Origin of the sequence: Sporosarcina koreensis (genome assembly GCF_001531445.1) — a bacterium.
GTDB lineage: Bacteria > Bacillota > Bacilli > Bacillales_A > Planococcaceae > Sporosarcina > Sporosarcina koreensis_C.
In genome coordinates this window covers 17,819-30,792 of the sequence record NZ_LQYA01000040.1, presented here as the reverse complement: position 1 = coordinate 30,792, position 12,974 = coordinate 17,819, and the positions used below count along the sequence as shown (strand labels likewise).

The 12,974-nt window shown below is 46.3% G+C and carries 9 protein-coding genes, 1 other RNA gene and 1 other annotated feature; of the genes, 1 reads left to right on the top strand and 9 read right to left on the bottom strand.

The features are described from left to right. From AWV70_RS06490 to hisS, 5 genes are all read right to left on the bottom strand, one after another. Positions 1 to 736: chemotaxis protein (locus tag AWV70_RS06490; RefSeq protein ID WP_060205373.1), on the bottom strand; the 736-nt coding region annotated here is incomplete at its 3' end. Between the two features lie 311 nt (positions 737 to 1,047). Continuing rightward, positions 1,048 to 1,815 carry a tRNA threonylcarbamoyladenosine dehydratase gene (locus tag AWV70_RS06485; RefSeq protein WP_060205371.1) on the bottom strand — a complete coding sequence of 256 codons (768 nt, stop codon included), beginning with the start codon at positions 1,813 to 1,815 and terminating at the stop codon, positions 1,048 to 1,050. A 98-nt stretch (positions 1,816 to 1,913) separates the two neighbouring features. Continuing rightward, positions 1,914 to 2,095: non-coding RNA, 6S RNA (gene ssrS, locus AWV70_RS06480), on the bottom strand. A 94-nt stretch (positions 2,096 to 2,189) separates the two neighbouring features. Beyond that, on the bottom strand, positions 2,190 to 3,947 hold the full coding sequence (aspS, locus tag AWV70_RS06475) for an aspartate--tRNA ligase (protein ID WP_060205377.1): 1,758 nt from the start codon (positions 3,945 to 3,947) through the stop codon (positions 2,190 to 2,192). Between the two features lie 18 nt (positions 3,948 to 3,965). Further along, a complete protein-coding gene (gene hisS, locus AWV70_RS06470; protein WP_060205369.1) occupies positions 3,966 to 5,237 on the bottom strand; it encodes a histidine--tRNA ligase in 1,272 nt (423 codons plus the stop codon). Between the two features lie 67 nt (positions 5,238 to 5,304). Continuing rightward, positions 5,305 to 5,537, bottom strand: a binding site (T-box leader). Positions 5,538 to 5,654: 117 nt separating this feature from the next. Here hisS and AWV70_RS06465 point away from each other — a divergent pair. Beyond that, complete coding sequence (locus tag AWV70_RS06465; protein WP_060205367.1) at positions 5,655 to 7,193, top strand: SH3 domain-containing protein; 1,539 nt, start codon at positions 5,655 to 5,657, stop codon at positions 7,191 to 7,193. 141 nt (positions 7,194 to 7,334) lie between these two features. Here AWV70_RS06465 and dtd read toward each other — a convergent pair whose 3' ends face one another. From dtd to recJ, 4 genes are all read right to left on the bottom strand, one after another. After that, positions 7,335 to 7,775 (bottom strand): D-aminoacyl-tRNA deacylase, encoded by a 441-nt coding sequence (gene dtd / locus AWV70_RS06460; protein WP_060205366.1) that lies wholly within the window; start codon positions 7,773 to 7,775, stop codon positions 7,335 to 7,337. 18 nt (positions 7,776 to 7,793) lie between these two features. Beyond that, positions 7,794 to 9,989 carry a RelA/SpoT family protein gene (locus AWV70_RS06455; protein ID WP_060205364.1) on the bottom strand — a complete coding sequence of 732 codons (2,196 nt, stop codon included), beginning with the start codon at positions 9,987 to 9,989 and terminating at the stop codon, positions 7,794 to 7,796. A 123-nt stretch (positions 9,990 to 10,112) separates the two neighbouring features. Further along, the gene (locus tag AWV70_RS06450; RefSeq protein ID WP_060205362.1) at positions 10,113 to 10,625 is read right to left on the bottom strand and encodes an adenine phosphoribosyltransferase; all 513 of its coding nucleotides are present in this window, start codon (positions 10,623 to 10,625) and stop codon (positions 10,113 to 10,115) included. Beyond that, positions 10,616 to 12,964 carry a single-stranded-DNA-specific exonuclease RecJ gene (gene recJ / locus AWV70_RS06445; RefSeq protein WP_060205360.1) on the bottom strand — a complete coding sequence of 783 codons (2,349 nt, stop codon included), beginning with the start codon at positions 12,962 to 12,964 and terminating at the stop codon, positions 10,616 to 10,618. Before recJ ends, AWV70_RS06450 begins: the two co-directional genes overlap by 10 nt. Positions 12,965 to 12,974 lie beyond the last annotated feature (10 nt).

Below are 12,974 nucleotides of genomic sequence, written 5' to 3'. Positions count from 1 at the left end.
TGAAATGGTGACCGTCCATTTGAGGCATTTCAATATCGGTGATCACGAGTTGAATTTCATCAGAAGCCTTTTTACCAGCGGAAATCAAGCTTTCCAAAAATCCGAGTGCATCTCGTCCATTTTCAAAAAACTCGATATTCCCGTAACCCGCTTCTGTCAATGTATCACTCAATAATTTCCGGAGCAACGGTGAATCCTCTGCAATGAGGATTTTTTTATTGGACCTTTCCCTAGCCCCAAGCTTCTTGACCTGTTCGACTTGAATTCCGCTTTCAGGGTTGATATCCACGACAATCTTTTCAAAATCGAGAAGTAGAAGCATGTCATTTTCCCGTTTGATGACACCGATGACTTGGGAAGAGTCACCTGAATATAATTCTGAGGGCTTTTCAATCTGATTCCATGAAACTCGATGGATTTGTGCCACTTCATGGACGTGGAAAACGACCTCCTGCTTGTTGAAGGCGGCGACGATATATTTCCCTTCATTTTTACCGATTGTTTCCGGCACCCCCATCACTTTTTCCATGTTGATTACGGGAAGAACTGCTCCTCGGAGCTGTATAATTCCTTCGATGGACGGGTGCGCGTGCGGGATGACGGTAATTGGTGTTGGCAAAATAATTTCTTTTACTTTGATGACGTTGATACCGTAGCGGTTTTGTCCCATTTGGAATTCGACGATTTCGAGTTCGTTCGTTCCGCTTTCAAGTAAGATTCCATCTTGTTTTTGCAATGGTTTCAGCCCTTCCGATTTATATTATATAATGCATAAGTTTTATGATTTTTTACCTATATAGATTGTAACAGGTGGAGAATGATGGAACAAGGGGATAAATTCTAACCGGATTTCAGCTTCAGGCGGACGCTTTCCGCGGGCACGGCTTCAATCTCCTCGTCACTACATTCCTGCGGGGCTTTCAGCTCGTGCTATTCCCGCAGGAGTCGCCGCCTTAGGCTACAATCCTCAAGAGTCTGAAACTTATAAATATTATGACAAAACACAAAAAGCCGTTTCCCCAATCAACTAGGAAAACGGCTAGTGTCTTACTTCTTGTCCTTTACTCGTTCGATGCGGATGTCTTTTACGATGTCGTTGAGTACCCAACTCGCACAGACTAGGCCTGCGACGGAGGGGACGTATGAATTTGAAGCGGGCGGCATTTTCGCTTTGCGAATTTGTGCATCAGGTTTACCGACTGTATCTACGACATCTTCCCTGACGACGATTGGACTTTCATCGGAAAATACGACAGGGACGCCTTTTTTGATACCTTCTTTTCTTAGTCGCAGTCTGATCACTTTTGCAATCGGATCGGTATGCGTTTTGGAAATGTCCGCTATTTGAAAGCGGGTTGGATCAAGTTTGTTTGCGGCTCCCATGCTTGAGATAATTTTGATGCCTCTTGCTACACATTCTTTAATCAGATGAATTTTGTAGCTGATCGTGTCCGATGCATCGATCACGTAATCTGGAGAATACCCGAAAAACTCTTCGTACGTATCCTCCGTATAGAACATATGAAGTCCGATCACTTCACATTCTTTGTTCACGTCATGTATCCGTTCTTTCATCACTTCCACTTTGGACTTGCCGATTGTCGATAATGTTGCTACGAGCTGACGATTGACATTCGTAATATCGACCGTGTCTTTATCAACCAGAATGATCCGGCCGATACCGCTTCGGGCGCAGGCTTCGGCAGCAAACGAACCGACACCGCCAACACCTAGTATGGCGACAGTCGTTTGACGCATCAAATCGACGCCCTCTTTACCGATGGCCAATTCATTCCGGGAAAATTGGTGTAACAATTGGATTCCGCCCTTCCATATATGAATAAATACAAAACCCCTCCGCAACAACGCCAGAGGGGAATATAGTCTACTAAATGTTTTTGAAAAAAATAGGAACGAATCCCAAATGTGCCGTCTTTGTAGTATCGTTTTGAACCCGCACTCAGCAGGTGGGTGCTCCATCCGTCTTTTCTGAAGTCCCTTACTGGGGCATTCCATCCAAAACAGAATGACAGCTCCCTACGATAAATATGTTCGGTCAAAACTGATTTGCAAGAAACGAACACTTCAGGATTCGTATTACTTGTATACTAGCATACATAAGAATTGTGTTCAACGATTTTACATCCGCAAATTATTACATTATTCTTTCAGGAGCTTGTCCGTTCCACTCATTTCGACTGGATGGAAATCCCTAATTCGGTAAGTTGTGATACATCCACGCTGCTCGGTGCTTCTGTTAGCAAGTCACTGGCACTTGCAGTCTTCGGAAATGCGATTGTATCGCGGAGATTTGTCGAACCGGATAATAACATGACGATACGGTCCAACCCGAATGCGATTCCACCGTGAGGAGGTGTGCCATAATCAAATGCATCAAGCAAGAATCCGAATTGTTCGCGCGCTTCTTCTGTAGTGAAACCAAGCGCCTTGAACATCTTTTCCTGGACGTCGCGTTGATAGATCCGTAACGATCCGCCTCCGAGCTCATATCCATTTAAAACGAGGTCATACGCTTGTGCTTTGACATCGTTAGGATTCGTTTCAAGACCTTTGACGTCAGCAGGCATTGTGAATGGGTGATGGGCAGCGAAGTATCGTCCTAGCTCTTCGTCGTATTCGAATAACGGCCATTCCGTCACCCAAAGGAAATTGAATTTCGTTTCATCAATGAGATCCAAATCTTTTCCAAGTTTCAATCTGAGTGCACCCAATGCGTCCGCCACAACTGATTTCTTATCTGCAACGAATAACAGAAGGTCACCCGCTTCCGCGCCCAGTGAACTTGCCAATGCCTCTCCAGCTTCCCCTTCAAAGAATTTAGCAATCGGTCCTTTTAAGCCTTCCGCGTCAACTTTCAACCAAGCGAGGCCTTTTGCCCCGTAGCGTGAAGCAAATTCGCCAAGCGCATCGATGTCTTTGCGGGAATAATTTTCTGCAGCGCCTTTCACATTAATGGCTTTCACTTGTCCTCCGGATTCAACAGCACCTGCAAATACTTTGAATGAAGAATCCTTCACGATTTCCGAAACGTCCTGCAGTTCCATACCGAAGCGTGTATCCGGCTTATCTGAACCAAAACGTCCCATCGCTTCATCATAAGGCATGCGTTTGAACGGAATTTCGATGTCAATCCCTTTAACATCCTTCATCACTTTTTTCATAAGGCGCTCGTTCATTTCCATAATGTCTTCGATGGACATGAAGCTCATTTCCATATCGATTTGAGTGAATTCAGGTTGGCGGTCCGCCCGAAGGTCTTCATCACGGAAGCAACGCGCTATTTGGTAGTATCTGTCGAAACCGGACACCATGAGCATTTGTTTAAATAATTGCGGAGACTGAGGCAATGCATAGAATTCTCCAGGATGCACACGGCTTGGCACGAGATAGTCCCTAGCCCCTTCCGGTGTCGACTTCGTCAAAATAGGAGTTTCCACTTCAAGGAACCCTTCCTCATCCAAGAAATTCCGAACCGTTTTTGTAATATCGGAACGCATTTTAAATACACGTGCCAATGCCGGACGACGGAGGTCCAAGTAACGATATTTCAATCGAAGCTCTTCATTGACGTCCGTTTCATCTTCCAGCATGAAAGGAGGAGTTTTCGCTTCATTAATGATGTTCACCTTTTCCACATGCACTTCAATCGAGCCGGTTTTCACTTTCGGATTTTTCTGCTTCTCTTCACGCTCAACGACATTTCCAGTAACTTCGATGACATATTCATTGCGTACCGTTTCTGCGATTTCAAGCGCATCTTTAGAGAAGTCCGGATTGAAAACGACTTGAACAATCCCTTCACGATCCCGTAAATCAATGAATATGAGACCTCCAAGATCCCGTCTTCTTTGTACCCAGCCTTGTAATGTGACCGTCTGGCCAATAACTTCCTCTGTCAATTGTCCGCAATAATGTGTCCGTTGCATATCGTTCATCAACCTTCCTTATTTCAACTGTTCTTTTATTTTTTCAACAATGACTGCATCTTCGATTTTTTCTTGGGAGCCGTCAGCCATATTTTTCAGCTGCACCACATTCCCTTCAACTTCATCTTCACCGATGACGATGACCGCTTTTGCATTATACCGGTCCGCCGATTTCATTTGGGCTTTCATTTTCCGATCCATGTAGTCCATATCTGCGCGAATACCGGCACTCCTTAGTTCATTCAATAATTTGAAACCTTTCCGGTGAGCAGACTCCTCAAGCGTAACAATATAGACATCAAGTTCCGCTTCCTGCGTAAATGATTTTCCTTCTGCTTCCATTGCTAAGAGAAGTCGCTCGATGCTCATCCCGAACCCGATGCCGGGAGCGGAAGGACCGCCGATTTCCTCTGCAAGGCCATTGTATCGGCCTCCGCCGCATAGTGTCGTGATCGCCCCGAAGCCTGCTGCCGTGCTCATGATTTCAAAAGCGGTGTGATTGTAATAATCAAGTCCGCGGACCAAATTCGGATCAAGTTCATAAGCGATGCCCACATCGTCTAGGTAGCCTTTCACTTGTTCGAAATAAGCCGCCGACTGCTCATTTAAGAAATCGGCCAATGACGGCGCTGTCTCCATCAAAGGATTTTCGCGGTCCACTTTACAGTCTAGGATGCGAAGCGGTTTTTTTTCGAGACGCGATTGACAGTCACTGCAAAACTCTTCGATGTGAGATGTGAAATGCGCAACAAGCGCATCCCTGTGTGCATTTCTAGATTCACGGTCACCCAAGGAGTTGAGAACAAGCTTCACATCCGTCAATCCTGCACGCTTATAGACATCCATCGCTAATGCGATTACTTCGGCATCGATTGCCGGATCTGCACTGCCGATCGCCTCTACGCCAAACTGGACGAATTGACGATAGCGGCCGGCTTGTTGGCGTTCATAACGGAACATCGGGCCTTGGTAATAGAGTTTAACAGGCTGATCAGGATATCCGAACATCTTATTCTCGACAAATGAACGGACAACCGGAGCTGTACCTTCCGGACGCAAGGTCATGGAACGGTTGCCGCGGTCCATGAACGTATACATTTCTTTCGTCACGATATCGGTAGTATCTCCTACCGTCCGTTGAAACAATTCAGTCTGTTCGAAAATCGGTGTACGGATTTCCTTGTAACGGTAATTGACGCATATTTCACGGATGATCGATTCGACTTTCTGCCATTTCCACGACTCGGAAGGCAGGATGTCCTGCGTCCCTCTTGGCACTTTGAAATTCATTTGACTTCCCCTTCTTTCGCTTATTCTGAACCGCGAAAATGAAAAAAAGCCCCCATCCCTTGTTTTCACAAGGGACGAGAGCTTATATAGCTTCCGCGGTTCCACCCAAATTGGCACAAATTGCATGCCCACTCGTACCCGGATAACGGCCGGTTCCGTCCGCACCTACTGAAAAAATTTGTTCAGCACGGAGCCTCGATGGTGTTGTTCACAATATCCGTCTGTAAGGTGGATTTCAGCCACGTCCACCTCTCTCTTGTCAGCCTGCGATAAAGTTACTTTCCATGTCTACAGCAAATTGTTGTTTAGAATTAAGACTAATCTTAGCCATTCATTTACGATGTGTCAACCTTTTTCATTTCGATGTGGTTTTTTCATGACAAAACTTCTACAATGGAAAAAAGGGAGAGTGATAGTTTGTCGAAATTGAGCAAATGGATTCTAGCTATCATCCTTATCGCGTCGATTGTTTGCGAGATGCCAACAATTTCAGCGAAAGGCGAAACAATCATCATCAATACGAAATCCCTGAATGTCCGTTCAGGTCCCGGACTTACGTATCCGGTCACCGGCTCAATGAAACAAGGTGAGCGCGCTGAAGTGCTGTCAACTTCCGGCGATTGGCATGAAATCAGATTCGGTTCAAGCACTGGTTGGATTGCCTCGTGGCTTGTCGTAAGCGAGGCCGCGAAGGAACAAGCGCCAATGACCGCTGTCTCAAAAGTGAATGCCTTGAATATCCGGACCGAGCCTTCATTAAGCGCAGCAGTAATCGGACAAATGAATGCAGGTGAAACGGCTGTAATGACTGGCCGACAGGGAGAATGGGTTTCTATCGTCAAAAACGGCATGGACGGTTGGGTACATACTGATTACATTACTGAAATTCAGCAAAGGGAACATGGACAAGCCGAAACAGCTGAAAAGCCAGAAGTGAAAAATTCCGAGCAATTCACGGTTTCAGTCGATGCACTGAATGTCAGGAAGGGACCGAGCTTATCGTCAAAGAAGGTGGGCTTGATTCGAAAAGGGGAATCCTTTCCAGTCGAAACAATCGACGGAAACTGGATCCGCCTCACATTAGACAAGAAATCATCAGGCTGGGTCTATTCATTCCATGGCACATTAGAAGCAGAAACCATAACGAATGGCAAGTCAGTTGCCGGCGATAAAAAAGTGACTGTACTGACGAACGGTACGAATATCCGCTCTTCTGCAACGACCTCATCGTCTATAATTACAAGAGCGAATGCTGGTGAGAAATTAACGGTCATTGGAGAAGAAGGCGATTGGTACACTGTTTCACTTTCTTCCGGGGAAACAGCTTTCATTGCCAAATGGGTTGTTTCAACAGGCGACGTCGCCCTGGCTCAACACACAGATGAACAGAAGAAAACGGCCAGGGTGCCAGGCACGTTAAAAGGGCTTACAATCGTTGTCGATGCTGGTCACGGCGGCAATGACCGCGGCACGACCGGAATGCAAGGCACAGACGAGAAACTGCTCACATTGATGACGGCTGAATTATTGTCTGCCAAGCTGAAGGCTGCAGGGGCAAATGTAGTCATGACACGTGAGTCCGACACATATGTCTCATTGCGCAAACGCGTTGCTGTCAGCCAGCAAACAGCAGCTGATGCATTCGTCAGCATCCATTACGATGCAAATCCTGATACGTCGATTACAGGATTCACAACGTATTACACGCATTCGAATCAAAAATCGCTGGCCTCCTCCATCAATGAAGGACTGGCCTCGACGATAAGCCTGCGAAATCGCGGTGCGCAGCCTGCCAATTTCTTAGTGTTGCGGGAGAATCGTCAAAATTCTGTTCTCATCGAATTAGGATTTTTATCGAATCCATCCGAGGAGCGGATTCTGACGACTGAAATGTTCCGTGAACAGGCATCGCACGGAATTTATCAAGGGCTGCTTGATCATTTCGACTTAAATTAAATAGCGACACCATGGAACTTTATGATTCCATGGTGTTTTTTTGTGGGGATGGAGCCTTTGCGGGAATAATGGGGCCCTTGATGAAATAATGGAACCCTTGCAAAAAAAACGCAGCCCGTATATCCAGGGCTGCGATATCAATTATTTTGATTCAATAATGATTGTCACGGGGCCATCGTTGACGAGGCTCACGTCCATCATTGCACCGAACACACCGGTTTCGACCTTCAAGCCTTGCTCCCGGAGCGCTTTGTTGAAGTGTTTCCAAATGGGCTCCGCCTTTTCCGGTCTTGCCGCTTCAATAAAGCTTGGACGTCGCCCTTTTCTCACGTCGCCGTACAACGTGAATTGGGAAACGGAAAGGATTTCGCCGTCCACCTCATCGATGGAACGGTTCATTTTCCCTTCTTCATCCTCCCATAGACGAAGGCCGGCAACTTTCTTTGCAATGTATTCTGCGTCCTGTTCCGTATCGTCGTGTGTGATGCCTACAAGGAGGACGTACCCATTCCGTATGGAGCCGGTCACTTCACCATCAACAGTCACGGAAGCATTGCCGGACCTTTGTAATACGACCTTCATGCACAAACACTCTCCTGCTTAATGAATCACCCGCTGCACGGAATAGATGTCGCGTATTTGTTTAATCCGTTCGACAATCCTATGCAAGTGGGCGATATCCGTTATTTTAATCGTCATGCTAATTTTCGCAAGCTTATCACGGTCTGCTTTTCCACTCACAGCCACAATCGGCGTCTTCGAATCCGCTACCATCATCATCACTTCATTCAAAAGTCCTTGGCGGTCAAATGCGGAGATTTCAATATCGACTTGGAATTCCTTGCGTTCATTGTTCATATCGACCGCCCATTCGACGTCGATCAGGCGATCATTATCTTCATCGGTCAGGATATTCGGACAATCTGCCCGGTGTACGGAAACGCCACGGCCTTTCGTAATGAATCCGACAATGTCGTCCCCCGGAATCGGGTTGCAGCATTTCGAAAGGCGGATGAGCAAGTTCTCAAGTCCTTTGACAATAACCCCCGATTCCGTTGTCCTTACTTGTTGAGGCGTTTTCATATCGGAAACAATCTTATCGATCGCATCCTGCTGATCGCGCTCCCGGCGGATCTTTTCCGCAAGCCTGTTGACGACTTGCTGTGCAGTTATGCCATTGGATCCGACAGCGGCATACATGTCCTCTTCGGAAGTGAAGCTGAATTTATCGATGGCCCGCTGAATATTTTCATTCGTAAGAACGGCTTTCGGATCGAATTCCTGGAGCTTCACTTCCCTTTCAACGAGTTCCGTGCCTTTAATAATATTCTCATCCCTCAGCTGCTTCTTGAAATATTGACGGATTTTATTCCGCGCTTGCGATGTATTTGCGATTTTCAACCAATCACGGCTTGGTCCGAATGATTGTTTTGATGTGAGAATTTCGACAATATCGCCTGTGAATAATTCCGTATCCAAAGGCACCATCTTGCCGTTCACTTTGGCCCCGATTGTCCGATTCCCTACTTCAGAATGGACCCGGTACGCAAAATCAATCGGCACGGAGCCTTGCGGGATTTCAATGACATCGCCATCCGGCGTGAAAACGTACACCATATCCGAAAACAGATCGAACTTCAATGACTCCATGAATTCCTCTGCATTGGAGGATTCATTTTGAAACTCAAGTATTTCGCGGAACCATTTCAGTTTGGAATCAATATTATCCGGCTTTTCCGAGACGGTTTTCCCTTCTTTATACGCCCAGTGGGCTGCAACCCCGTATTCGGCAATCCTATGCATTTCCTCTGTCCGGATCTGCACTTCAAGCGGATCGCCAGCGGGTCCGACTACTGTCGTATGAATAGATTGATAAAGGTTCTGTTTCGGCATTGCGATATAGTCTTTGAACCTTCCCGGCATCGGTTTCCATAACGTATGGATGATTCCAAGCACCGCATAACAATCCTTGATGCTTTTGACGATGATGCGAATCGCAAGAAGGTCATAGATTTCATTGAATTCCTTGTTTTGCAGGATCATTTTGCGGTAAATGGAATACAAATGCTTTGGTCTGCCGCTTAATTCAGCTTCAATGCCCATTTCAGCTATTTCCGCGCGTATTGTATCCATGACGTTCAACAAATATTTTTCACGTTCATCACGCTTTTTTTTCATCATATTGACGATTCGATAGTATTGTTGAGGGTTCAAATAACGAAGTGCAGTATCTTCCAATTCCCACTTGATCGTGGAAATTCCGAGCCGGTGTGCAAGCGGTGCGAAAATGTCAAGAGTTTCAGCCGCTACTCTCCGTTGCTTTTCCTCCGGGACATGCTTCAATGTCCGCATATTATGGAGACGGTCAGCGAGCTTGATAAGAATGACTCTGATATCCCTCGCCATCGCGATGAACATTTTTCGGTGGTTCTCTGCCTGTTTTTCCTCATTTGATTTAAATTTCAGCTTTTCCAGCTTCGTCACGCCATCGACAAGCATTGCCACTTCTTCACCGAAGTCGCGTATAATGTCTTCACGGCTCACATCGGTATCTTCCACGACATCATGAAGGAAACCTGCGGCGACTGTGGAAGGGTCCATCTGCAATTCTGCTAAAATGCCCGCCACTTGGATAGGGTGAAGTATATACGGTTCGCCCGAACTTCTGAATTGCCCTTCATGAGCAGCCTTCGCTGCGTCATACGCCTTTTTGACGAACGCGACATGCTGTCCATTCATATATGAGGCAACGATTTCAAATATATCTTCTGCCGTCATGTCACGATTTTTCGCCATTTTTCTACTCCTTTCGACTAATTCCGCAAAAAATTAAAGATAATTCTATTGTATGTATAAACCGATAAAAATGTAAAGCCCTATGGATAAAAAAAGATCCCCCGCATCGCGGAGGGCCTTTCATCAATAAGTGATAAGCGCTTGAATATCATAGCCTTTTAGTTTTTCACGGCCGTTCAGATAGGACAGCTCGATTAAGAACGCACATCCTGCGACTACTCCACCCAGTTTCTCCACAAGTTCAACTGTGGCGCCGACTGTCCCGCCAGTTGCAAGCAAATCGTCAACAATCAAAACACGTTGCCCTGGCTTGATGGCATCTTTATGGATCGTCAAGGAATCCTTGCCGTATTCAAGGTCATACTCGACTGCTATAGTCTCACGCGGCAATTTACCAGGTTTCCGGACTGGCGCGAAACCTACTTCCAATGCATACGCGACAGGACAACCGATAATGAATCCCCTTGCTTCGGGACCAACGATAATATCCGTTCCCACTTGCCTTGCGAATTTGACAATCTGGTCGGTCGCATATTTATACGCTTCCCCATTATCCATAATTGTCGTAATATCTTTAAAACTGATGCCTTCTTTCGGATAGTCCGGGACAATCGTCACGAAACTTTTCAAATCCATAATTGTTCCTCCCTATTGACGGTTTCTTTGCAAATTTCATCGAACCACTTTTTCAATTCCTTATATGGTGCGTATACAAGCATCTTTTCCAATTCGATCTGCCGCTCTCTCTGTTTATATGAAGGTGCATCGGAGAGACTTTTCTTCCCCGCCTCTTCGATTACAATAGCAAGACCATTCTCTATCTTAACAAATCCAAGCTCGGAAAACACCTTTGTCATAAAATAAATTGTGTCGATCTTCCAACCTCTATGCTTCGATAATTCCTCTCCTTGCTTTCGCAAATCAAACGAGCCCCGCTTTTTCAAAAAGCTGTAATACCAACCGAAATGCTCACGACCAGGAATCCCTTCAAAGTACAACGATTCGTTAACGAAGAAATGGGCGTAGACCCGTTTCGGATTCGTTTTTTCAATCAACTCTTTCATTTGTTCCGTCCCAGCAGGCATATCCAGTATGATGACATGATCGGTTTCCGACAGTTCCGCTCGTTCGAAATGTTGGATTTGAATATTTTTCAGGATCGGCCGGAAATAAGCGATGGATGTTTCTTGGAATGCGATGAAGACATTGTTTTTTTCCGGGATGAGAGAAATCCATCGGTTCGGCTCCCGAATACCTCTAAGATCGAAAAGCTGTCGATCATTTGACTGGATATCATCGAGCAGCATCTGCGGTTTCTTACGTCCATTCCATTCATTCACCTGCAAATCTCCGGTGACGGACAGCGTGACGCCAGGGCTCATTTCATCAGCGATTTCCCCATTCCCGAAACCGATACAATCGAGTGTGTCCATCCCATCTGTCAATTCAAGTTTCAAATGGTTTTTCGCGGCGCCTATTTTCCTCACGGATGTTGCAGAAAGGTTTTCAATTAAAAAAACAGGCTTCTCAAACGACACGCCGAATGGTCGGAGCAATTCCAACGATTCCAGCACATCAACATCGATCTCGCCAATTTCAAGAGGAACATCGATCTGCAATTTCGGTGTGAGCATCTCATCCGTCAAACTCAGTTTCCCCTGATCATTCAATCGGTTACGTAACGCTGCCACATCCTCAATCGGAAGGGACATGCCTGCCGCCATCTCATGGCCGCCGAAATGGGGCAGAAGATCTGCAGTCTTCGACAACTCTTTGAATAAATCAAAACCGGCAATACTGCGTCCAGAACCTTTTGCAATCCCCATCTCACGGTCCATGGACAGTACGATTGACGGCCTGTAGTATTTTTCGGTGAGGCGGGATGCAACGATGCCAACAACCCCTGGATTCCAGCCAACACCAGAAATGACGATGACATAAGGCAGCATGTCGCCATACATGTCGGTCATCGTCTGTTCTGCTTCGTTTACAATCTTTGTGACAAGAGCCTGTCGCTCTTTATTCAATGTATCCAATTGCTGTGCAATCGTCATCGCTTCCAGCTTATCTTCCGTTTTCAACAGATGGACGGCCGGATCCGCACTCCCTAGGCGCCCCGGCGCGTTCAATCGAGGCCCGATCATGAAACCAAGCGATTCCTCGGAAAGTGTATGCTGATCGGTACCGCTCACTTTGACAAGTGCCTGGATTGCAGGTCGCTCTGAGGTCCTCATGCGCCTGATTCCTTCCTTGACGATATACCTGTTTTCATCTTTCAAAGGGACAAGGTCGGCGACTGTGCCGATTGCAGCGATTTCGTATAGCTCTTCGGGCACTTCTCCTAGTAAAGCACAGGCCACCTTGAAGGCAACCCCTACACCCGCAAGCTCACCGAATGGATAATTCCCTTCAGGATGCCGTGGATGGATAATGGCATCCGCTATCGGAAGCTCATCCCCGATTTCATGGTGGTCCGTAACGATGATATCCATTCCAACGGATTTAGCGTGCGCGATTGCTTCTAGACCTGATATGCCGTTATCGACAGTGATGATCAGCGAAGTGCCTGCCTTGTGCAACTCATCGAACAGATTGATATTCGGTCCATAACCATGTTCGAACCGGTTCGGAATGGCAAAGTCAACATTCGCACCGAGTTGTTCAAGGGCAGTCGTCAATACGGTGACACTGGTGACGCCATCCGCGTCATAATCGCCGTAGACGGTAATTTTTTCATCTGTTTCGATCGCTTGCTGAATCCGGTCCACCGCTTTTTCCATATCAAACAGCAAAAACGGATCATGCAGGCAACTGTCTTCCATATGTAAAAAGGACTTAGCTTCCTCCACATCCGAAAACCCGCGTGAGACGAGGATTTTGGCATGGATAGAAGGGATACTAAGCTCTTTCATGAATGTATTTACGATTGCTTCATCAGGACGATTGATCGTCCACGTCTTCATTGATTCTATCAAAATGGCTCAC